The organism is Thalassobacillus devorans, assembly GCF_011761345.1.
Classification (GTDB): Bacteria; Bacillota; Bacilli; order Bacillales; family Halobacillaceae; genus Thalassobacillus; species Thalassobacillus devorans.
In genome coordinates this window covers 248,283-271,413 of the sequence record NZ_JAASRY010000001.1, presented here as the reverse complement: position 1 = coordinate 271,413, position 23,131 = coordinate 248,283, and the positions used below count along the sequence as shown (strand labels likewise).

General features: G+C 45.9%; 21 protein-coding genes and 1 riboswitch. Of the genes, 4 read left to right on the top strand and 17 right to left on the bottom strand.

The window, feature by feature from the left end:
• Positions 1 to 22 precede the first annotated feature (22 nt).
• The 5 genes from FHS45_RS01420 to gabT are packed head-to-tail and all read right to left on the bottom strand — an operon-like array spanning position 23 to position 5,808.
• On the bottom strand, positions 23 to 1,249 hold the full coding sequence (locus FHS45_RS01420; RefSeq protein ID WP_062444639.1) for a Zn-dependent hydrolase: 1,227 nt from the start codon (positions 1,247 to 1,249) through the stop codon (positions 23 to 25).
• A gap of 23 nt (positions 1,250 to 1,272) precedes the next feature.
• The gene (locus tag FHS45_RS01415; protein WP_062444638.1) at positions 1,273 to 2,865 is read right to left on the bottom strand and encodes a sodium:solute symporter family protein; all 1,593 of its coding nucleotides are present in this window, start codon (positions 2,863 to 2,865) and stop codon (positions 1,273 to 1,275) included.
• A 12-nt stretch (positions 2,866 to 2,877) separates the two neighbouring features.
• Entirely contained in the window at positions 2,878 to 3,057 is a 180-nt protein-coding gene (locus tag FHS45_RS01410) for a hypothetical protein (protein ID WP_062444637.1), read from the bottom strand.
• Positions 3,058 to 3,088: 31 nt separating this feature from the next.
• Positions 3,089 to 4,480 carry an NAD-dependent succinate-semialdehyde dehydrogenase gene (locus FHS45_RS01405; RefSeq protein ID WP_062444635.1) on the bottom strand — a complete coding sequence of 464 codons (1,392 nt, stop codon included), beginning with the start codon at positions 4,478 to 4,480 and terminating at the stop codon, positions 3,089 to 3,091.
• 20 nt (positions 4,481 to 4,500) lie between these two features.
• Entirely contained in the window at positions 4,501 to 5,808 is a 1,308-nt protein-coding gene (gabT, locus tag FHS45_RS01400) for a 4-aminobutyrate--2-oxoglutarate transaminase (protein ID WP_062444632.1), read from the bottom strand.
• A 110-nt stretch (positions 5,809 to 5,918) separates the two neighbouring features.
• Here gabT and gabR point away from each other — a divergent pair, with 110 nt between their 5' ends.
• Positions 5,919 to 7,331: a MocR-like transcriptional regulator GabR gene (gene gabR, locus FHS45_RS01395; RefSeq protein ID WP_062444629.1), complete on the top strand. Its 1,413-nt coding sequence runs from the start codon at positions 5,919 to 5,921 to the stop codon at positions 7,329 to 7,331.
• A gap of 75 nt (positions 7,332 to 7,406) precedes the next feature.
• Here gabR and FHS45_RS01390 read toward each other — a convergent pair whose 3' ends face one another.
• The 4 genes from FHS45_RS01390 to FHS45_RS01375 all read right to left on the bottom strand — a co-directional run bounded on the left by FHS45_RS01390 (position 7,407) and on the right by FHS45_RS01375 (position 13,438).
• Complete coding sequence (locus tag FHS45_RS01390; protein ID WP_062444627.1) at positions 7,407 to 8,852, bottom strand: sodium:solute symporter family protein; 1,446 nt, start codon at positions 8,850 to 8,852, stop codon at positions 7,407 to 7,409.
• A complete protein-coding gene (locus FHS45_RS01385; RefSeq protein ID WP_062444625.1) occupies positions 8,842 to 10,479 on the bottom strand; it encodes an amidohydrolase in 1,638 nt (545 codons plus the stop codon). The genes FHS45_RS01390 and FHS45_RS01385 overlap by 11 nt, the downstream gene beginning before the upstream one ends.
• On the bottom strand, positions 10,476 to 11,840 hold the full coding sequence (locus FHS45_RS01380; RefSeq protein ID WP_062444622.1) for an aminotransferase family protein: 1,365 nt from the start codon (positions 11,838 to 11,840) through the stop codon (positions 10,476 to 10,478). The genes FHS45_RS01385 and FHS45_RS01380 overlap by 4 nt, the downstream gene beginning before the upstream one ends.
• A gap of 665 nt (positions 11,841 to 12,505) precedes the next feature.
• Entirely contained in the window at positions 12,506 to 13,438 is a 933-nt protein-coding gene (locus FHS45_RS01375) for a polysaccharide deacetylase family protein (protein ID WP_062444620.1), read from the bottom strand.
• A gap of 398 nt (positions 13,439 to 13,836) precedes the next feature.
• Between FHS45_RS01375 and FHS45_RS01370 the strand changes: the two genes are divergently transcribed.
• The 3 genes from FHS45_RS01370 to FHS45_RS01360 all read left to right on the top strand — a co-directional run bounded on the left by FHS45_RS01370 (position 13,837) and on the right by FHS45_RS01360 (position 17,254).
• Entirely contained in the window at positions 13,837 to 14,826 is a 990-nt protein-coding gene (locus tag FHS45_RS01370; protein WP_062444618.1) for an aldo/keto reductase, read from the top strand.
• A 332-nt stretch (positions 14,827 to 15,158) separates the two neighbouring features.
• Positions 15,159 to 16,055 carry a DMT family transporter gene (locus tag FHS45_RS01365; RefSeq protein ID WP_082412004.1) on the top strand — a complete coding sequence of 299 codons (897 nt, stop codon included), beginning with the start codon at positions 15,159 to 15,161 and terminating at the stop codon, positions 16,053 to 16,055.
• A 266-nt stretch (positions 16,056 to 16,321) separates the two neighbouring features.
• Positions 16,322 to 17,254, top strand: a complete 933-nt coding sequence (locus FHS45_RS01360) for a S66 peptidase family protein (protein ID WP_062444616.1) — start codon at positions 16,322 to 16,324, stop codon at positions 17,252 to 17,254.
• A 278-nt stretch (positions 17,255 to 17,532) separates the two neighbouring features.
• On the opposite strand, the gene FHS45_RS01355 is transcribed toward FHS45_RS01360, so the two are convergent.
• From FHS45_RS01355 to cobD, 8 genes are all read right to left on the bottom strand, one after another.
• On the bottom strand, positions 17,533 to 18,294 hold the full coding sequence (locus FHS45_RS01355; protein ID WP_062444614.1) for a 3-oxoacyl-ACP reductase: 762 nt from the start codon (positions 18,292 to 18,294) through the stop codon (positions 17,533 to 17,535).
• A gap of 77 nt (positions 18,295 to 18,371) precedes the next feature.
• Positions 18,372 to 18,482, bottom strand: a riboswitch (TPP riboswitch).
• 131 nt (positions 18,483 to 18,613) lie between these two features.
• On the bottom strand, positions 18,614 to 19,261 hold the full coding sequence (gene bluB / locus FHS45_RS01350) for a 5,6-dimethylbenzimidazole synthase (RefSeq protein ID WP_062444612.1): 648 nt from the start codon (positions 19,259 to 19,261) through the stop codon (positions 18,614 to 18,616).
• Between the two features lie 14 nt (positions 19,262 to 19,275).
• Positions 19,276 to 19,785 (bottom strand): histidine phosphatase family protein, encoded by a 510-nt coding sequence (locus FHS45_RS01345; protein ID WP_062444610.1) that lies wholly within the window; start codon positions 19,783 to 19,785, stop codon positions 19,276 to 19,278.
• 1 nt (position 19,786) lies between these two features.
• Entirely contained in the window at positions 19,787 to 20,218 is a 432-nt protein-coding gene (locus tag FHS45_RS01340; protein ID WP_062444608.1) for a bifunctional adenosylcobinamide kinase/adenosylcobinamide-phosphate guanylyltransferase, read from the bottom strand.
• On the bottom strand, positions 20,170 to 20,790 hold the full coding sequence (locus FHS45_RS01335; protein ID WP_082412127.1) for a histidine phosphatase family protein: 621 nt from the start codon (positions 20,788 to 20,790) through the stop codon (positions 20,170 to 20,172). Before FHS45_RS01335 ends, FHS45_RS01340 begins: the two co-directional genes overlap by 49 nt.
• The gene (gene cobS, locus FHS45_RS01330; RefSeq protein WP_062444606.1) at positions 20,742 to 21,515 is read right to left on the bottom strand and encodes an adenosylcobinamide-GDP ribazoletransferase; all 774 of its coding nucleotides are present in this window, start codon (positions 21,513 to 21,515) and stop codon (positions 20,742 to 20,744) included. Before cobS ends, FHS45_RS01335 begins: the two co-directional genes overlap by 49 nt.
• Positions 21,516 to 22,049 carry a bifunctional adenosylcobinamide kinase/adenosylcobinamide-phosphate guanylyltransferase gene (locus FHS45_RS01325; protein ID WP_062444603.1) on the bottom strand — a complete coding sequence of 178 codons (534 nt, stop codon included), beginning with the start codon at positions 22,047 to 22,049 and terminating at the stop codon, positions 21,516 to 21,518.
• Positions 22,043 to 23,125 (bottom strand): threonine-phosphate decarboxylase CobD, encoded by a 1,083-nt coding sequence (gene cobD / locus FHS45_RS01320; protein ID WP_062444601.1) that lies wholly within the window; start codon positions 23,123 to 23,125, stop codon positions 22,043 to 22,045. Before cobD ends, FHS45_RS01325 begins: the two co-directional genes overlap by 7 nt.
• Positions 23,126 to 23,131: the final 6 nt, after the last annotated feature.

Below are 23,131 nucleotides of genomic sequence, written 5' to 3'. Positions count from 1 at the left end.
CACCTTATTCCGATATTCTGGTCTATTCTTCAGCCAATGCCACCGTGGTTTGATAGAGCACGTTGGCACCGCTTATGATATCTTCATCCAGCGTCAGTTCCGATGGTACGTGACTCTTACCGTTGACACTTGGGAGAAAAATCATCGCAGTCGGGCCAATATTGTTCATGTACTTGGCATCATGCCCGGCTCCGCTGACGATTTTTCTTGAGGAATAGCCTGAGTCTTCAACACTTTCTTCAATGGCATCGATAATTCCTTTGTCAAAATCGATTTTTTCCGTATTCCATAGCGCCGTCGTCTCGACGTCTACTTGTCTTTCCTGGCATACTTCCCGTATAAGTGTCCTTGCTTCTTCTACCGCTTCCTCCCGCAGAGAATCATCGGTGCTGCGGATATCCACGGTGAAATAAACCTCACCAGGAACGCAATTGACTGTGTCAGGTGAAGCGGAAATTTTGCCGACGGTTACCGTCACCTCAGTATTCGCGATCTTCTTTTCCAGATTATGCATGATTTCTGCGGCAGCCATCAGCGCATCTTTTCGTAAATGCATCGGGGTGGGACCTGCGTGGTCCGCTTCCCCTGTAACTGTCACTTCCAGCCAGCTGATGCCCTGAATACCTTCCACGATCCCGATCTGCTTGTTCTCATCCTCAAGAACCGGGCCCTGTTCGATATGGAGTTCCACATAAGAGTGAAAATCTCCGAGCCTGTTTTCTTTTTCGCCTTTGTAGCCGATCCTTTGCAGTTCCTCCTGAAAGCTGTGTCCGTCCCGGTCTTTTCTGCTATAGACATACTCCTGATCAAATACACCGGCTATACCACCTGACCCGAGCATAGGAGGTTCGAACCTCGCCCCTTCTTCGTTCGTGAAATTGACGATTTCCACAGGTCTGTCTGTTTCGATGTTATGATCATTCAATGTGCTGATCACTTCAAGCGCCAGCAGCACACCGAGCACTCCATCGAACCTTCCTCCTGCCGGCTGCGTGTCCAGGTGGGAACCAAGTACTACTGGAGGAAGAGCTTTCTTTCCTTCTCTTCTGCCATACATATTTCCAAAGTCGTCCACCCTTACAGTCAGGCCAGCTTTTTCACACCAGGCTTTGAATATATCTCTCATTTCTTTATCCTCATCGGAAAGAGCTAAACGCCTAAGGCCTTTTCCGGGAATAGCACCGATTTCCGAGCTTTTAGATAGATTACGAAATAGCCTTTCTTCGTTGATATGATTCAACGTTTTCATCTCCCGTTCTCCCTCCTTCTTTTCTACAAGCCAAGTTTAATGAAGAAATAACCCCAGACAACAACGGATATAAACGTGAACAATACAGAAACCGTTATGATCTGTTTATACTGTTTTTTAATCTTTTGAAGCCCGTCCGGCTGTTTCATAAATTCCTGGATAGTTATTTTTGCCATTCCGGTACTCTTCATCTCTGTGAAGTAATTCAGTTCGTATGTGGTAGGTTTCGTTACAAGAGCTGCAATAATCAGAGTAGCGACCGAGACTAGAAGGGCCAGCATCAGTTCATCCACGCCAGTCGGAAGTGTCATGATTCCCGCCTTAATCAGCTCACCGAATAGAATGAACGAAGCCACCCCGGCAACCATGCTGATGGAAGCTGCTTTACTGTTCATTTTCTTCCATTCAAACGAAGCTACAATCGTTGGCAGCCAGCCGACAGCAAAGATGGAGCCAGCATAGATAGAAATCCAGTAGATGGCGGACGGCTGCGCGATGGCAATTGCGCAGATGATAACCGCTACTATTACCTGCCCGATTCTTGCGGCAGTCAGGCTCTGTTTTTCATTGAGCTCTTTTTCAAATAATCTTTCATACAAGTCTCGGGATAATGCGAAACCTACGAGAACGAAAAGTGTTGAAGCCGTGGACATGATAGAAGCCATTAAAGCAGCGAGGCCTACTCCGGCAATCGCAGGGCTGGTGAATTCCATAAACCCAACAATCATAGCATTATCCGCTGGAGTAATGTTTGGTTTAAGCACTTGCATGCCACCTGCGGCAATGAAAACCGTCAGCTGCATGAACGGTGCAAAAAATACACCGATAATGGCAGTTTTCAAAATAACGAAGTCGTTTTTGGCAGGAAACACACGGGATACAAGGGCAGGCATACAAGTAAAGAAAAGGATCCATACAAGGAACTGAGAAATCGACCATCCGATCGAACGATCTTCCGTACCGCCAATCGTCCAGAAATTAGGCAGTGTCTCGGAAAGGCCTTTCATCTGTTCAAAGCCTGCTTGTCCAATAATCATCGGAGCGATGACAACAGAGATAGCCAGCATCGTGAAAAACATTAACGTATCGGTCACCACGACACCGTACATTCCTCCAAAAGCAGTGAAGGCAATCAAAGCGACCGTGAACAGCACGATAAGCAATTTGAAATTAATCCCTGTTATTTCACTGAGTACCAGTCCTGCTCCAATGAACTGGATTACTCCATATCCAACTAATCCTACAATCATAATAACTATAGCGATGATGCTGACCCATTTGTTATTGAACCGTTTATCAAAGAAGTCCGGCATCGTCTTGCAGTTTAACGCTTTCATTTTTCTTCCTACATATACAACCGCAAGCAACGTCCCTATCCAGGCACCAAAAGAACCAAGTGTTGCGATAACCAGAGGTCCCTCTGCATAGGAAACTCCGGCAATTCCTAATAAAGTCGCAGCACTAAGATAAGTGGCTGCAAGGGTACCAACAATCAGTAATGTCGATCCCCTTCCTCCCATCGTGTAGAAATCGTCACTATTTTTAACATAACGGGCTATGAAAGCCCCGACACCAACGTAAAGTAACAATACTAATGCAAATATTGTTAACGCCATATGTCATCCCCCCTAAATATTACTCTTGATGTGTTTATCCTCATCTTCCACTTTTGCTTCCTGACCCTCTTTCTTTTCCAGCTCCCTGATGACAGGGAGGTACTGCTTCCGCAGAATTGCTATAACTACAATCGAAGAAACGACTGTCACAAGCGTCGCGTTTAAAAATAGTATCAGAACTTCGACATTCATCATTCCACCTCCATTTCAGCAATAAAGCCTATTAAATGCCCCCAATGGACAGGTATTTTGTTTCGACGTATGGCTCAATTCCTTCAGGACCGCCTTCGCGACCGATGCCGCTCTCCTTCACACCACCAAATGGTGCATGAGCTGCAGACGGTGCTCCGTCATTCCAACCGAGAATTCCAAATTTAAGATGTTCCTGGAAGTAGATGCCGGTTCGATAATCATTGGTGAAGAAGTAGGCAGCCAGACCGAATGGCGTGCTGTTGGCGATTTCCACCGCTTCTTCATTCTCCCGGAACGTAGTTATTGGAAGAACCGGACCGAACGTCTCTTCCTGCATAATATCCATTTCTGCCCCGACATTTTCGAGGACAGTCGGATGTACAAAATAATAGCCTTTTTCATCATCCTTGTCATATTGATGACCATAAAGCACCTTGGCACCTTTATTCACTGCATCTTCAATCTGTCGATTAATCTTTTCATATCCTTCCCCATTGATGACCGGACCAACATCTGTATTTTCCTCGAGGCCGTTTCCGACCTTCAGTTGTTTGACACGGGAGGTCAATTGCTCGGAAAATTCTTGGGCAATATCTTCATGGACCAGGACACGGTTCGCACAGATGCATGTCTGCCCGGCATTTCGGAATTTCGACGCAAGTGCCTGTTCGACTGCGAAATCAATATCGGCATCTTTTGCGACGATCAGCGGCGCATGACCTCCGAGTTCCATGGAAACATGCTTCATGGTAGCCGCACTGTTTTTCATCAGCAATTTACCGACCGGGGTTGATCCTGTAAAGGTGATTTTACGAACCAGTTTGCTATCCGTAAAAATCGGTCCGACGTCTTTCCCGTATCCATTGACATACTGAACAGCATCTTCCGGAATGCCTGCCTCATGTGCCAATTCTACGAGCCTCATCGTAGTAAGCGGTGTTTCTTCGGCAGGTTTTACGATAAACGTGCAGCCGGCAGCTAATGCGGGAGCTGCTTTTCTCGTCATCATCGCTGCCGGGAAGTTCCACGGCGTGATCGCAGCTACCAGTCCGACCGGTTCTTTCGTGACGATAATCCGCTTCGTCTCTGTATGAGCAGGAACGGTCCGGCCATACAAGCGCTTTGCTTCTTCCGCATACCAGTCGATGTAGCTCGCTGCATAGGCGACTTCTCCGCGCGATTCTTTCAATGGCTTCCCGCTTTCTAATGTCATCACTTCTGCCAGACTTTCTGTTTCTGCTTTGATTTTGGCGGACCATTCCTTTAGAAGCGCGGACCTTTGATGGGCATTCACCCTGGACCATGATTTAAAAGCTTCGTCTCCCGCTTTTAGCGCTTTCTCTATATCGGCAGCCGGTGTGACTGCCACTTCTCTAACTACTTCCCCGGTAGCGGGGTTGTTCACTTTTATCGTATGACTCATCATTATACTTCCTTTCTTTATCAGTCTGCTGCTGCAGCAAATGCTTTATCCAGAATCGCCAATCCTTCTTTCAGCTCTTCATCCGTGATGACCAGTGGGGAAAGAAACCGGACGACGTTACCTTTTACACCAGCGGAGAGCAATAGTAATCCATTATTATTCGCATAGGATGTAATTGCCGCGGTTCTTATTTTGTCAGGATTTCCTTCTGCATCATTGATTTCTACAGCGACCATCGCACCCAGTCGGCGGATATTTCCAAGGAAATGATGACGGTCTTTCAGTTCCATCAATTTCTCTTCAAGTACAGCACCGATCTGCTCCGCTTTATCATTCAGGTTTTCTTCCTCGATGATATCAATCACCGCCAGTGCTGCTTCACAGGCAAGCGGGTTTCCCGCATAGGTTCCGCCTAGCTCTCCCGGAGAGGAAGCATCCATGATCTCCGCCTTCCCGACGACGGCACTAAGCGGAAGACCGGCAGCAAGTGATTTCGATAGCGTCATAAGGTCTGGTTCGATATCAAAATGCTCACTCGCAAACAGTTTACCCGTACGGGCAAAGCCTGTCTGAATTTCGTCAGCGACAAACACAATGCCGTGCTCCCTGCAGAACTGCTGCACTTCCTGCACAAAGCGTTTTGGAGGAATGATGAAGCCTCCTTCCCCTTGTACCGGCTCCATAACGACACAGGCTACCGTTTCCGGGGCAACCGATGTTACGAAGAAGTCTTTGAAGCGATCGATACTGAAATCGATATACTCCTCATCGGTCATTTGCTCTGGTTTATTGGACATATACGGGAAAGGAGCCTGATACACTTCTGGTGAGTATGGGCCGAAGTTGAATTTATACGGCTTCACCTTACTTGTCATTCCCATTGTCAGGTTCGTACGTCCGTGGAAAGCCCTTTCAAATGAAACAACTGCTTGACGGCTGGTATATTTCCTGGCGATTTTCACCGCATTCTCAACGGCTTCTGCTCCCGAGTTGAACAGTATTGCCATCTTATCGAAAGAACCAGGTGTAATGGTACACAGCTTTTCCGCCAGGTTGATGTAGCTGTCATACATAATGACGTTGAACCCGGGATGAAGATAGCGGTCGGCTTGTTTTTTCACAGCTTCCGTTACTTTAGGATGCGTGTGCCCAACATTAAGCGTTCCGATGGCTCCTGCAAAATCGATCCACTTGCCACCTTCGTTATCAATTACTGTTGCACCCTTGGCATAGTCAGCTATATTGGTATTTCCATTTCCTAATCCTTTTGGTATATATTTCTTTCTTTTCTCTTGTAAATCATCTTTCGTTAGTGTTTGATCCGTCATGTGTAACCCTCCCTGCAATTTGTAGATTATTATGACAATTATCTGGTATAATTAAAAGTACCAGTTTTTTAAATTTAACGGCACCAGAAACAAATAAGGAGGGGAGACGCTTGTTCTTTCAGATTAAAAAAGGGGAGGAACACCCCGCTATCTACAAACAGATTTATACGCAGCTGAAGGACCTGATTCTCGAGGAAGCCCTTACCGAACGGAAGCTCCCGTCAAAGCGGAAGCTTGCGCAGGATCTGGGTGTAAGTGTCAATTCTGTCGCTCACGCCTATGAACAACTGCTTGCGGAAGGTTATATATATAGCGTGGAACGAAAAGGATATATGGTGGAAGATATTACCCGCTATATTAAGAAGGACTGGGAGAACGATCCGTTCCCCGATGAATTGAAAGAAAACGGCAAACAGGAAAGTTTCCGACCCGAGGTTACTTTTTCCCATATTGCGACTGATGCCGAGCATTTTCCATTCAAGAAATGGAGAAGGTACCAACAAAAAGTATTCGATCATCATAAAAAACAGCTTTCTCTACTCCCTCACCCCCAGGGGCCTTACGAACTCCGTGAATCGATTGCTGCGATGATCGCCCTTACTCGCGGGGTCCGATGCAGACCGGAACAGATAATCATCGGCTCAGGGACCCAGCCACTGATTCACAAACTGATGTCCCTTCAGTCACGTACTACTCCCATCGCAGTAGAAAACCCAGGATACCAGCGCTTCTATCAACTTTTAAAAGACATGGACTTTAAAGTAGAGCCAATCGACCTCGATGAACAGGGGATTTCTGTTGACACTATAAGGAAAAAGGATCCTAAGTGGGTTTTTGTTACCCCGTCCCACCAGTTTCCGACAGGAACGATCATGCCAATAAACCGAAGAATAAAACTTTTAAACTGGGCTGCTGAATCGCCGGACCGCTACATCGTGGAAGACGATTATGATAGTGAATTTAAGTACGAGACGGACCACATCCCTTCTCTTCAGAGTTTAGACCGAAACCGACAGGTCATCTATACAGGTACATTTTCTAAAACATTGCTGCCAAGCCTGCGCATCAGTTATATGATTCTTCCTCCTGATTTGTTAAGTCGCTTCCGCAGCGCATACGGTCATTGGATTGACGGTCCTTCCGGTCTCAACCTGTGGACGCTTAAGTACTTTATTGACAAAGGAGAATACAGCAGACACATTAAACGAATGAATGCCCGCTACAAAGCGAAACGAGCCAAGCTCATTCGCGAGTTGCATCGTGTTTTTGGAGATAAAATAACGATACATGATATTCCTGCCGGCCTCCATTTTTTGGTTGAAATAGACACTAACCTTTCCTATCAAGACATTGAGGAGCAGGCAAAAGAAAGAAAAATCGAATTATATACGATTCGCCGTTTCTTTCTCCAGGATATCAAAATGGCTGAAACCAATAAGAAAAAGCTCATAATCGGGTTTGCTAACATGAAGGAGGACAAAATACGGGAATCCGTGCAACGTTTAGCTTCTCTTTTCTCCTGACTCCCTTCTTTCGTCATTAAAATGCCGCAGTCGCTGTGATCACACAACGACCTGCGGCATTTTCTCTACCAAGAATCAACCTGATTTCTTCAACTCTTCATACATGGCATGCTCTTTCTCCTGATCAGAGAGCAACGTCACTGCAACCAGGGTAACAATAGAAACCGGCAGCCCGAGGAAAACGGGATGAAGACCAAATGGATGTCCTGCGATCTGCCAGATGAGAGCTACGACAAGCCCTGCCCACATAGCAGAAAGTCCGGCAGCTTTCGTGACCCGGCGCCAGAACAGCCCGAACAGCACAGGAGCAAGCAGTCCGGAGACGAGCATCGCGGTACCGGTGATCCACAGCGTAACGAGCTGCGGGATATAAAGTGCCAGTAATAGCGAGATGATCGATACAACTACAACGGACATTCGGCTCAACGTCAGCATCTGTTTCTGCTCGACGTTTTTCAGTCGTGGTTTGACAATATCATTGACAATTGATGAAGACGCTGCAAGGAAAAACGAGTCCGCGCAGGAAATGACGGTCGCTAGCAGTGCAATCAACATCACGATCACTAGTGGAAATGGCAGTACTTGTCCGATGATTTCATAATAGATCAGCGAAGGATCGATGTCGGTCATGTTGAGACCGAACTTTCCAAGAAAACCGATAACAATCGTGATGGCTGCTGTCAGGAAACCGAGTACGATTGCTGCCCAGAACCCGGTCTTGGCTGTCTTTTCATCTTTCGCTGCCCAAAACCGCTGCCACAGGTCCTGTCTGACAAACTGATAAGCTCCGATTGTCAGCATGTAAACGAAAAATTCCGATGCGCTGATGTTGAAGATACTGAGCATGTTTCCGCCTTCCGCATTGCGCGCTTCATCGGCGAGCGATCCCCAGTCTCCAATCATGAACATGATGACAATCAGGAGGAAAAATATCCCGACCGTCTGGATCGTTCCATGGATCGCATCCTGAAGCATAACCGATTTTAGCCCGCCGAAATATGTCTTCAGCGTTAACAGTACCCAGCTGATGATAATACCAGCAGTCATGCTGAGACCGGTGGTCAGCTGAAGAATCGTAGCGATAGCGACAAACTGCATCCCGGTGATGGCCGCATAGGCACAAATAATACTGATTACGGTCGGGATTCTGGCACCTTCCCCATAACGCAAAGCGGTAAAGTCGCCTAATGTGACCATGTTATATCTTTCACCTAGCAGACGAATGCGCTTCAATAAAAACGCGGCAATAACGATGGAAGTCAGCGTGAAGCCGATCGCCAGCCACTGCTGTCCCATGCCGAACAGGTAACCATTCGTCATATAACCTAGTAAAATGGAGCCGCCAATCGCCGTACCTACGAATGTCAATACGAGCGGCATCAGTTTCGTGGACCGGCCGGCTACATTGTAATCGTCATACGTTTTGACATTCCGATTTACAAATAAGGATAATCCAAATAAAAACATAAAATAAACGGCAATTATCGTAATCAATATCGTCTCTTGCTGGCTACTGAACAATAGACTCACCCTTCCTTGTTTGGTTCGTGCTGTAAATAAGCTTGCCATCCACATAAGTGCTGACTGCTTCTATCTCTCGTAATTGTTCTGCTTCCACTTCTGTCGGGTTGTGGGATAGAACCATCACATCCGCTTTGGCGCCTGGTTTGATCACTCCCAGAATCTCTTCTTCACAGGAGCTGTAGGCCGCATCGGTGGTATAAGCTTTCAACGCCTCCCACACACTTAGCTTTTCTTCTGCTCCGATAACTTGTCCGCTTGAGGTCTTTCTTGTTACTAACGTGTAGATCCCCGGCCACGGGTTTCCATCGGTGACAGGTAAATCTGAATTCCCAGGAGCTTTAATCCCCGCTTCCTTAAAAGATCGATGGGGGAATGCTGTCTTCATCCGCTCCTCCCCTAACTTTTTCATATAATTATCACCAATATGATGTAAAAATCCGATCGAGGAACCTGCCATCAGCCCTAATTCATTCATCTGCCGGAGCTGTGTACTTGTCGGGAAGACGCAGTGCTCAATGCGGTTGCGCATGTGCTGGAGCGGTACTATTTCATTAATTTGTTCATAAGACCTGATCGCAACGTCGATAGCACGATCGCCGATAGCATGGATTGCGATTCGCAGACCAGATTCGATTCCCCGCTTCATCAATGGGGAGATTTCTTCTACCGTGTTATAAAGAATTCCGGTTTCTTCTGTGTCCACATAAGGTTCCGACACGGCGGCCGTCTTACCGCCGACGCTGCCATCAAGCATGAACTTCAACCCCTGGATTTTCACCTTGTCATTACCAAACCCGCTTCGCAAACCAACTTTCAATACTTCTTCCAATGAGCCGTCAAAGCCATTCTGATCGATCGCCCACATCCAAGGCCTGACCCTGACGTTGAGTTTATTCTGTTCTGCCAGGAATTGATAGAGCTGGAGGTCAGCCGTCTGGGTCGACATACAGTGGACAGTGGTGATCCCCCAGGATGCAAACTTTTCCTGGGCCCGCTTCATTCCTTTTATCATATCTTCCTGTGTGTATTTCGGTGCCGCCAGCAGCCCTTGGGCTTTTTCCTGAAGCAATCCCGTCAGCCTGCCGTGCTCGTCCCGCTCGATATTGCCGCCTTGCGGGTTCGGCGTATCTTCTGCAATCCCGCTTAATTCCAGTGCCTTGGAATTGGCGACTGCCATATGGGCACAGGCCCGTTTCAGTACAACTGGATTGTCGGGAGCTACTTCATCAAGATCCCAGCGGGTAGGGTTGCGTTTTTCTGCCATCTTGCTGTCATCCCATCCCCAGCCGAGAATCCATTGACCTTCCTGTATGGCGTCCGCTTTCTGCTTGATTTTTTCTTTTATAGCTGCAATGGAAGGAGTTGCCGCTGGCTTGCAATCTACTTCCAGGAGCGTTAGCCCGAATATGGACGGGTGGATATGGCTTTCTATGAAACTGGGCATCAGTGTTCTTCCTTCCAGATCCACCACCTCTGTTCCGTCGTATATCCAGGAGAGTGCTGTCTCCTTTTCACCTGCATAGATGATCTGTCCATCCTTTACGACGACCGCGTTTGCTGAAGGGGCGGCATCATCCATCGTCAGCACCTTCCCGTTTACAAAAATTAAATCGGCACCATTCATTCTTTATCACCTCCTCTATCAGCCGTCCGCATTAATTGTTGTTGAACCGATAAGATAGATTCATATACTTTTTCCAGAACGTCATCAAGCTGTGCTTCCGTCATAATCAACGGCGGTGCAAAGCAGATAATATTGCTGTTTTCATACGTAACCCCGCGACAAATGACTCCTCGTTTGTGGAGCTCCTCAATCACTTTTGGGCCTGCATTCAATTCCTTAGAAAAGTTTTCATTCGCAGCCGGGTCTTTCACCAATTCGATGGCGCCTAACAAGCCCATGGCCCTAACTTCCCCTACAATCTCCAACTTTTCCTTTATCCGGTTAAAACCTTCCAGCATTTTTGCGCCGATTTTCTTAGCGTTTTCTACCAGTCCCTCCTTTTCTATCAATTCGATATTTTTCAATCCAACTGCAGTGGCTGTTGGATGGCCACTGTAAGTAAAACCGTGAAATAATGTGCCCTCCGACTTCTGCTTAAGTACTTCATGGATCGGTTCTGAGATGACGACGCCTCCTAGCGGCATGTAGCCGCTCGTCACCCCTTTCGCGAAGGTCATCATGTCCGGTACTACTCCCCAGTTTTCGAGTCCAAACATCGTTCCTGTCCTACCGAAGCCGGTAATGACTTCATCAGCAATAAACGGTATTCCGTATTCATCACACAACTTCCTGACTTCCTGAAAATAATCCTTCGGTGGAATCAATACGCCGCCGGCTCCCTGGATCGGTTCCGCCATGAAAGCAGCGATTGTTTCCGGGCCTTCCGCTTCGAATTTTTCTCTTAATGATTGGATAGCCGCTTCTGTTGTACTTTGATAAGACGTGTTGGCATGGATAAAATCCGTCATCATATGTCCCGCCATCTCCCAGAACTCGGGAATTCCCGTCGCACTGGTCGAGGCAGCCGCCACCCCATGGTAACCGCGTTTCAATGCAACGATTTTTCTTCTCTCCGGCTGGCCCTGGATTTTCCAGTAATGCCGGATCAGCTTGATCGCCGTATCATTGGACTCCGACCCACCGGAGGTAAAAAACACCGTATTCAAATTGCCAGGTGAAAGCTTTGCAATCTTTTCTGCCAGTCGGATGCCAGGCTCATGGGTAAATGTCGAGAACGCCGAACTGAATGCCAGCTTTTTCATCTGTTCGGCCGCTGCCTCTGCCAGTTCCGTTCGTCCATGCCCGATATGCACGTTCCATAACGATGACATCGCATCGATATATGATTTTCCTTGGTTATCTTTCAGGTAAATTCCTTCTCCGCTTTCCACTAACAATTTCGATCCCTGCTCCTGTTGCTGCTGGATCGATGTTGAGGGATGCAAAAAGTGTTTTTTATCTAGTTCAATAAGATGTTCCAAAGCTCCTGACCTCCATTTCGGTTATAAAAAAACCAGTCCTATGCCATCAAGCCGTATTGGACATACGTATCTCCTGGCATAAAACTGGTTCCTTTCTAACGGGCTGCTCTACCTTGAACCAGTAGAGTCAGATTAGAATAGACAGTTTTTTAACAAGTCACATATAGTGTTTTTCATTTTAGCAGGCTTCCGGCATCATATCAACTGATTATTCGTAATTTTCTAATAAATATGCAGGCATGGAAACTGCATATACAGAGTAGATCATAGGTGCAGCATATGGGTTTACTTGTATAAGTCTGAACTACAATTGAGAGAGTTTAATTGATAAAGGCGTAAGCTTCAGCTAAAACCGTGCCTATTTATAAAATAGCAAAACGCCCGGCCCCCACTGCAGTCAAACATGAACTCACTGGGGACCGGGCGTTTCTATTTTCATGCCTATAAAGACCGTAGTGCTAACGATTACTGTTGGGGGCGGTCCTTATACTGGGTTTAATAACCGTTTCCTGTGGATTTTTGCTATCTTGCGGCCTTTATAACCTGTATCAAGACCATCCAGACAAGCTTTCCCTACGCTTATGGTTATAATCAACCAATCGGACATGAAAAGAGGATCCATGTATGTTTCTTTAATGATCTGCAGTACTGTAGTACAGTCATCTCTACTTAACTAATTCTGGGACGGTGACAAACTCATAGCCTTCCGCTCGTAATTCATCGATAAGCTCAGGAAGTGCTTCCACCGTTTCAAAGTCACCCTCGACGTGGTAATTATGCTGCAGGACAATGGCCCCTGGACTGGCATCCTTCATGACCCTTTCTACGATTTCTTCTGCAGGTATGCCCTCCCAGTCTTTAGAATCTGCTGTCCACATGATCGATTCGAATCCCTGTTTTTGTAAAAGTTCCAGCTGATCCGGGTCAATTTCTCCAAATGGCGGCCGGATTATATCCGTTTTCACGCCGGTAATTTCTTCAATAACGGTATTGGTATGGAGGATATTCTCTGTCATTTCTTCTTCCGTAAGCTCAGGTAAATGCGGATGATCCCACGTGTGGTTGCCGATTGCATGGCCTTCCCTGTGAATCTTCTGGAGCTCTGCAGGATACTCCCTCACCCGTTCCCCCATGACAAAGAAGGTGGCCTTTACGTCTTTCTCTTTTAAAATTTCTAAAATCTTTGGCGTGTAGGTGTCTTCTGGGCCATCATCAAAAGTAAGAGCTATCTGCTTTTTATCGGCATTTCCCATATAAATCATCTCGTTTGTTACTGGACCATTTATTTGATCCGGGTTCACAACTGGAGCAGGACCTAATAATAACTCCGCTTCCGAAAAACCAAGTTCGATAGCAGTAAGCTCGGCTCCTTCCTCAAACTCTTTATTAGGAATTTCTAACCAATAACCAGCCTCGAGATTAGTAGAAAGCAATTGATTGTAGTTCGCAATCCTATCTTGCGGTACTCCAAACTTATTGGAAATCTTTTTAAGTGTGTCACCTTCTTTAACCTGATAGGACTCCGCCATTGTGGTTGTCCCCAACATAGGCAGGCAAACGAGGATCACTGCGATCATTAATGTTACTTTACGACCCATTCCATCTCACTTCCTTCTATCTAATTTATGCTTGACGTCACTATATCTGATCCATACAAGTAACCGCATCCAAATAAAACGCCCCCTTTTAAGGGAGCGCATACTTATCATACGTAAAATAGTAGCATATGAATGCCATAAAACAATACCGTCTTTCTATCTAAAATGCCCATAGGGCAACTTATTTACTTTCTTACATCCTTTTCCTTTTTTGATAGTCAGGTAGGTATTTTCCCCCTGAATGATAGAATTGATTCTACTGAAGAGCCAGGGAACTATATCGAACTAGTGAATTTTTTCATATAAGCAGAGTTCACGCTAAGCTGCAATACGTTTTGTTTCATTTTCCATTTAGCTGGATATATACCTATAGCATGGAAACCAAAGGAGGAACAACAATGAAATCACTAGATCAAGCTTTACAACATAATGTAGGGCTGGGCACAGCTCCGTTAGGAAATATGTTCCGTGACGTTCCGGAAGAAGAAGCACGGGAAACGATTCAGAATGCATGGGATCAGGGCGTACGCTATTTCGATACCGCTCCTTTCTACGGTGCAGGACTGGCGGAATTGCGTCTAGGTGAAGTATTGTCTAATTATGATCGTGACGACTATCTGCTAAGTACCAAAGTGGGCCGCTATGTGACCGATGAAACAGAGAAAAAAGATGGGTTGTTCGAAGATGCCCGCGAAAATAAAGTAATCACCGATTACACCGAAGATGCCACGAAGCGGTCGATCGAGCAAAGCCTCGAGCGGTTAAAGACGGACCGATTGGACTTCGTATTTGTTCATGATGTCTCCCCTGATTTTCACGGGGATCAGTGGATCGACAAGTTCGCTGAAGCTAAAAACGGTGCGTTTCGCGTCTTGACTCAGCTTCGTGAAGAAGGAGTCATCCGCTCCTGGGGACTCGGCGTCAATACACTCGAACCAATCGAACTAGCTATGGACTTTGAAGAAACCCAGCCGGATATGTGCCTGTCTGCAACACAGTACACGCTCCTTCAACATGAGAGGGCTTTGCAGCGTATGATGAAAAAAGCGGAAGAAAAGAATATCGATATTGTCGTCGGCAGTCCTTATAATTCCGGTGTTCTCCTAGGCGGAGACCATTACAATTATGAAAAAGCACCACAGGAGATTATTGACCATGTCAACCAATTGAAAGAAATCGGTGAGAAATACGATGTGCCATTAAAAGCAGCTGCCCTGCAATTTTCCACCACTCACCCTGCCGTAAGAGCTGTTATACCAGGGTCAACACGGCCGGACCGAATCAAGGAAGATATCGAAATGATCCAGCGGGACATTCCGAACGAATTCTGGGAAACGTTAGTGGACAAAGGCTTCATCTCCCCGGATGCTCCCCTGCCTATAAAGTAATAGTTTAAGAGACAAGTGCCTGACTCTCAATGTAGCTCATTGGATGTCAGGCACTATTGTGTTTAAAGACCACTTCCTTGAAATTTTTTGCTTCTAACGGTCATTACAGGGTCTATAACAACCGTTAACCATGCTATGCTGTTGTCTTACGGTTTTTATAACAGTTATAATAACCGTCCACTGCCGCCATCCTGCCTGCGAAGGTCATTAGACTTCTTTTAAAAATACCAATTAAAGTAAATCTTAATATATCAATACGTAGGCTTACTTTTATGCAATTGTGTTATAATTAGAAAATTATAACTATTCAAGAACGGAATGAAGGTGAGTACGTGAATCGTCTATGGTTTACTATTTTGCTAGTGACTACCACAAGTTTAATGGGCTCCTCCTTTGCAGTCGGAAAAATCGGCCTCAATTATGTCTCTCCCCTGCTTCTGGTTGGCCTACGCTTTTCTATCGCCGGTTCCATCATGGCATTGAGCGTATATCTGCTTAAACGACAGCACCCGAAGCGCTTCAAAGCGTGGCTTCAAATGCTGGTGGTCGGCTTTTTTCAAACAGCAGCCGTAATGGGAGCCATTTTCTTAAGTCTCCGGACGATTACCGCTGGAGAATCTTCTATTTTAACGTTTACGAACCCCTTGCTGGTTGTGTTGTTTGGCACTATTTTTATGGGGATGAAATACCGGTGGATGCAGTGGGGCGGTGTTGCCATCGGCTTCCTAGGCGTGTTTATCACGCTGGGCGCATCACTGGATATTCAGCAAACTGGCACCTTGCTTGGTATGATGAGTGCGGTTTCCTGGGCAATTGCGACTCTCCTGATGAAAAAGTGGGGCCAGGCGTTTGATACCTGGGTATTGACCGCTTATCAGATGCTTTTTGGCGGAGTCATCCTGTTAATAGGAAGCGCCTTAATGGAACAGGCCACATTTGTGGTGACTCCCCTATCTATTTTCATTCTGATATGGCTGGCTATCATGGCTTCAATCGTCCAATTTGCGATATGGTTCTATTTATTGAAACGAGAAGACCCCGGCAAAGTCAGTGCCTTTTTATTCCTGGCGCCACTATTCGGCGTGATCTTCGGCTGGCTGCTATTAAATGAACAGCTTCACTTTTCCACCTTGATAGGCGGGAGCCTCATTTTAGCCGGAATTTACTTCGTCAACCGACCAGCAAAACAGGTAAGGACCCGACTCGCCGCCGGTCCCTCACAACTTTAGAAAAAAGAGCCTGTCCCCGCAAACAACCGGAGGACAGGTGCTCTTTAAATTGTTCAGGTATTCGAGTTAAGTTCTTTTAAGGAAGTATGAAAATTATAAAAATCATTCACCTGCTTATTTGCACACTGACGAAACTCCCCGAGCAACCGTAGTTCGGCCTCTCCGATCCCTTACTATCTTCCATTAAGATAAAGTCCCGTTAATTTTTAGTAAGTTGAAATCATAAAATATTAATAGCTATATGATTCCGGAGAGGAGCTTTTTCTATGCCCATATTGCCGTATGCATTACAACGCGGAGATACAATCGGTATTGTTACATTGGGAAGCCCGCCAGAAAGGAATGAAGTCGAGACAGGGATAGAAATGTTAGAAGATATGGGGTTTAACATAATTCTAGGCCAAAGCGTGTACGCCCGAGATGGCTTTATAGCAGGTACAGCTCAGGATCGTGCGGCAGATCTAATGCGAATGTTTGCCAATCCTCAGGTAAAGATGATATTACCTTCCCGGGGAGGGGTTGGAGTTGCGGGAATTCTCCCCTATCTTGACTATTCATTTATACAGCGAAACCCAAAAATCATAAGTGGCTACAGTGACATTACGGTGTTATTGAATGCCCTCTTCCAATTCACCCGCTTAACTACATTCCAGAGCCTGATGCTTGTGGATTTTAATGCAAGCACACCTGACTATAATTTCAACCAATTTTTTTCTGCTGTTTCCCATCCTGCGCCAATGAGACAAATAAACAATCCTCCGGACATTAAGTTAAAAAGTAAGATTCCCGGGAATGTGATCGGCCCAATTGTTGGTGGAAATCTCACGTCATTACTCGGTACACTTGGTACTCCATTTGAAATAGATACGCGTGGAAAAATACTGCTTATCGAAGATACACATGAACCCATTAACACCATCTACCGATATATTGAACATTTAAGAATGGCAGGGAAGTTCCGGGATTGTATTGGTATCGTTATGGGAGAATGTACAGAATGCCCCGAATCTTATGGTAAAACGTACGAAGATCTGATCAACGAATTTATCGTCCCATTAAATAAGCCGCTTATGACGAATCTAGCCACAGCACACGGGACATATAAAGCTGCCATTCCTATAGGGGCTACGGTTAACTTGAATACGTTCAATAATACTCTAACAATCCTCGAACCCACTACTCTTCCACCTTTCATTTGATCGAACAGGGCTATACTCGATTCTTACCAAGATGGTTATTAAATGCCACAAGCATAATTTCGACCGAATCACAAAAATTCATGAATTTTCTTACAAGCGTTGCTCACTTCTTATAAACATAAACTCCTTCCACACCAGGTATCTAGCAGGAAGGAGTTTATTTCTATTATTCATTTATCGTGACAGGACCCTCGCACATGCCGATCCGCCCGCACTCAATACCGTGAGATTTTGTCTCCACTATTTTTACTAAGAATTGGATTGGACAAGTATCGCTCTTAATCCATTACCAACCCGCCATCTACGACAAGGTTTTGACCAGTAACCGCTCTGGCCCAAGGAGATGCAAAAAACAATACAGCATCCGCCAGTTCCTGGGGGCTGGTCGCTTTCTGGAGCGGTGTTACCAGCTCAACCATACCGAAAACCTCTCCTGTCGTTACACTACTGGCATCTGTTTCTTTCAGTAAGCCTCCGGAAACCATATTTACAGTAATCCCATACTGTCCTAATTCCTTGGCCATATTACGCGTAAAACCCAGTAAAGCTGCCTTTCCCGTTGTGTATTCATGGTAAGCAACGACAGGGTTTTGCAGGAGGTTGGTACCGATGTTGATGATTCGTCCAAACCCTAGTTCCTTCATATAAGCCAGACCGGCCTGTACGGCGTTCAAAGATCCTTTTACTGTTCCTTCGATTTGAGTCTGGAAGTTGTCCCATTCTAACTCCGCCGCATTCTTCTGTGCACCCGGATCAAAACGGAAATCGACCAGTGCATTATTGATAACGGTGGATAATGGCGTGCCAAAATGACTTACCGCACGATCGACCATTTCGTCCACCTGGTTCTTATCCCTGATATCTGCCTGTACAGCGATTGCATTATCCCCTAAACGCTCTACAAGTTCTTCCGCTTTCTGTTTACTTTTAAAATAGTTAATAATGACATTTGCACCCTCATTCGCAAACGCTTCGGCGATTGCAGCCCCCAATCCTCGGCTTGCTCCGGTAATCAGAACCGTCTGTTTATTCAATTGCATCTCTAATCCTCCATCCTTCTTAAGGGGATTATGTAATAGACAAAAAACCAGGCCCTTAGGACCTGGTTATAGTAGTTGACATGCATAAACTACTTCCCTACGCTGGTATAATCCAGATCAGGTCCTGAGGGTCAAAAAGTATCTTGCTTTTTTCTCAGCCTGCCACACAGGCTCCCCTAGTAGATTCTAATATTATTTACTTTCCATATTCATTGTAATAGCTCCATCCTCGTCCATCAAATCCAATTATTCCCTAATAAAGAAGTGCCTGACCCAGGAGAGGATCAGGCCATATGTTATTACCTTAGCAGCCAGGTTCTTACGATGATTTCCTGCCCCACTGATCTTCAAAAATAAGGTTATCCAAGTCTGATCTTTTTTCCCAGTCCGCTTTTTCTAAAATAGGCTTGTCTGGATACGTATCCGTGTACCCTACCGAAAGAAGTGCGAGTGGGTCCACGTGCGGAGGTATATCGAGAATATCACGAACATCATTCTTTTTATAAAAACTCACCCAGCCCATGGCCAGACCTTCCGCACACGCTGCCAGCCACATGTTCTGAATCGAACACGCTGTCGATAAGGAATCGGTTTCCGGAATGGAATTACGGCCTAACACATGGGACCCTCCTCTGGTTGGATCGCATGTGACACAAATGGTCAAGGGAGCTTCCTTAATTCCCTCGACTTTCAGGCTGAGAAACTTTGTCTCTTTCTCTCCTTCAAAATGGATAGCCATTGCTCGTCTTTCTTTGTCTGCTGCCCAGGCTAATCTATCTTTGATAGTCTCCGAAGAAATAAGGATGTAATTCCATGGCTGCATAAAACCTACAGAAGGCGCATGATGACCGGCTTGGAGAATGTTATGTATGACATTTCTTTCTATAGGTGTCGGCAAAAAACTGCGGATGTCCCTTCTCGTATAAATAACTTTATAGATCGCATCTTTTTCTTCTTGCGTAAACATAGATCCCCCTCCTTTTATACATAAATATATATGAAACTACCATTAGAAATAATCTCATCGTCTGTTAGCGACTTCCTCACCAGCAGCTTCTCGATCTGCTGGATTACCAGGCCATGGGTTACCACGATGACAGCGTCGTCTTTGTAGGTTTGATAGAGGGCCTTCAACTCTCTTTTCACCTGTTTTTCCAGCTTGTTTATCTCAGCTTGATACCATTCCCAAAACGAATGATCTGAAAATAATGATTGTTTGTCTTTTCCATTCCAGTAACCGTAATCCAATTCTGTAAAAAGATTAGCAGCAAAACGAGGGATCTCCATTTGATCAGAAAGAATATAAGCTGATTCCCTCGCCCGCTGCAATGGGCTGCTAAGGATTACATCCCACTCTTCCCCCGCTAACTGTTCGGCGCACTCTCTGGATTGCCGGATACCTTTTTCATTGAGCGATGTTGCTGTGTGACCTTGCAGCCTGCCTTCTGCATTCCAGTCTGTTTCTCCATGTCTTACAAAACAAACCTTCATCTTATTTCAACTGCCTGGATAGGCCATGCCAGCAATAATGTACAGATTCCGCTTTTTCCGCCGCTGTCTGCAATACCCAGCCGGATAAGTCACGCCAGGACCGGTCATTTTTATCCATCGGCACAACACCCCGCCCCATTTCCAGCATTATCAGTACAATTGGCTGCTGTTTCTGTTTTTCTATTTGCTTCATCTCTGTGATACACGCTTCGAAATAGTTCCTTACGAGTTCCAATTCGCGAGCTTTCTCCCATTCCTGCCGAATCCAAACTTCCCATCCTTCTATTACCTGGGCCGAATCAACAGTTATATAGGTTTCTTTCCACTGGGTCAGTGACTCGTTTTCATAAGCGGAAAGCCACTGGCTGTCAGGGAACTTCCTGTTTACGAATTTTCTTTTTCCACTATAGGCACCACCGACCACGAGCTGCATTTCCAGTCACCTCCAGACTGATTGAATAACATTCTGACGCCTTTCCCGTGGGGAATTTTAGAATCTGCAAAGGATAACTCGGGAATAAATCCATTCATGACTTCCCGAATAACGCCGCCATGGGTGACTACTAACACGTTTCTTCTATCATCTTTCTTCAGTATGTCATTTAAAAATGACCGGACACGCCTACGGAAGGGTTGATAGTTTTCTCCATTAGGCGGGGCTGACATCTGCCAGTGATTGATCCAGTGCTGATACATAGGGTCGTTCTCGAGTTCATGGTGTGTCTTCCCTTCCCAATCACCGAAATCCATTTCACGGAGATTTGGGTCCGCACATGCCGGCTTATCAGGAACAAGATATTCGATCGTTTCCATGCATCTCCTCAGGTCACTCGTAAAAATCTGATTGAACGACTGCGCCGATAATTGCTGCTTCAATAATCGAGAATCATACAGAAGTTCCGGCAGTAATGGCTCATCCGAGTGACCGAGATAACGCTTTTCTTTGTTCCATTGCGTCAGCCCGTGCCGGATAAAATAAACAGATACACCATCATCAGTCCCCATAGCTCTCCCCCTTCTATAGCTGTACCTAGCATATCGCCATTAATTCCATGGAATTTGGTAAGAAACCATCCACGTAAAAAATAGAAAAATACCCCATACCCTGCAAGAAGAAACCAGGCGTCTGGGACAAATACACCGATAAATATAATTGGCAGCAGTCCGGCAATGACATCCCTATTAGTCAGGTGTGCTTGCCATGTAAAAGCAAGTCCTTCCTGTTTGACCGTCGGTGTGGTTCGTAACAGTAAAATCGCCAGGAATCTGCTGCAGGCCGGCACCAGCAGAAACATTCCAGCAGTCAGGAAATCATCCATGATTCCACTGGTCAATAAACCATAAATGAGTGCCAGTTTCCATAACAGGTAAAAAATTAGTGTCAACATAGCGAAACTTCCAACGTGGGGGTCCTTCATAATTGTCAGCTTCTTTTCTACCGGTGCATTTGACCCGATAGCATCCGCCACATCCATCAACCCATCGAGATGAAGTCCACCCGGCAACGCAGTCCAGACAGATAGAAGTAAAAGAGCTGTAAACCACGCCGGCAGCCAGCCATCAGCCAAAATGGAGACCCCCATCACCAGGAATCCTATGATCAAACCAACTAGACTAAAAGACTTCAACGCTCCCTTCAGTACGGCTTTCTCCCACGGTACATTAACGGGCAGCGGGACCCTTGTAAGAAATTGCAAGGCAAGCACCAGTCCATAACCAAAACCTTTCATTCAATCATCCTTCCATTTGACAGGAAGTCCAGCAATCACCTGATAGACTTTCTCTGCACTAGAAATGATATACTGGTGCAGCTTTTCCAGCATGCAGGTATAGGAAGCAACACTGTCCACACTCGACGGTATCCCTTCATTCACATCATTGGAGACAATATATAAGTTCAACTGCCGCGCCTGGGCTGTCTGAATCCAGCCGCTCACTTCCTGCATGATTGTCTCCCATCCTGCCTGGCCGATGTACAGCCTGTTACTAAGCCATACGGTCAGACAGTCGATCAGCACGGTACTTTCTGTTGGTAAATCACATAATCTATCTTTTACATGCAGTGAAGCCTCAATGGTTTGCCATTCTTCCCCTCGATCACCACGATGGCGGGCAATCCGTGCTTCCATTTCTTCATCAGATGGCACGGAAGTTGCGAAGTAATACAAATTTCCATCCTTATGTTTGTGATAGCTTTCCAGTGCCAGCTTTTCTGCAAAGCTGCTTTTTCCCGATCGGGCACCACCGGAAATGAAGGTCAACATGGCTGATCCCTCCATTTTTTCAGCACCTGGAGCAGATAATCATTTTCATCCGCACTCCTGACAGCAAGCCTCAGGTAACGGCCATCCAGCCCTTTGAAATTGTCTGTATCCCTGGGAATGATGTTATTTGCTACTAAAAACCGGAACAGCTTCTCTGTGTCGTTTGGTCTGTTTCCGTCCTTCAGTAAATAGAAGTTGACGCTCGATACGGTATGTATAAATCCAAGGGCTGTCAGGTTTTCCGTAAGTTTCTCACACTCACCCTTCAGCCAGTCTTTCGTCCTTGCCATAAAGTTTTCATCAGACAGCAGTGCTGGTAATAAGCCCGCTGTTATCCCGTTAACACTCCATGGCGGCTGCTTTTTCTGCAGTTTCTGAACCCAGTCAGCGCCAGCCATGATATAGCCTGCCCGCAGGCCGGGAATGGCAAAAATCTTTGTTAACGACCGAAGGACAATCAGGTTAGGATAGAAAGCGAGCAGCTTCTTAACAGAAAGCTCCGTTTCAAAAAGAAAATGCACAAATGCTTCATCTATGACAATCGTTGTGTCCGTCTCCAGTCCTAGTTTTAGTAAATATTCCAACTCTGTAAAAGACAAAAGTGTTCCCGTCGGATTATTCGGCCGGCACAGGAATACGACGTCCACTTCAGCCACTCTCTGCGCCATCGCTTCCACTGGAAACCGGAACGACTGATTTAACTGGAGATGTGTAATCTCTACATCAAATGCCCGGCAGGCCCGCTCATATTCAGAAAAAGTCGGATCGATGATCAATGCTTTTTTGCCATGAAATAACTGGGCGATTAGAAAAATGGCTTCCGCTCCTCCATTGGTCAAAAGCAGCTGTTCCGGATTCATCCCTTCTTGTCTGGAAAGAGCAGCGTACGCCTCTTTATATTCAGGGTCTGGATAGTTCGCTATTTCCTTCATCAGACGGGGTAGCTGATCAGACAGCCAGGCCTGCGGACCAATAGGATTAATGTTGGCACTGAAATCATAGACTCTCCCTTCCGCTTCCATGCCAATAGACGCGGCAATACGGGCAGGCTGTCCACCGTGTGCAGGTAGTACCATAACGTT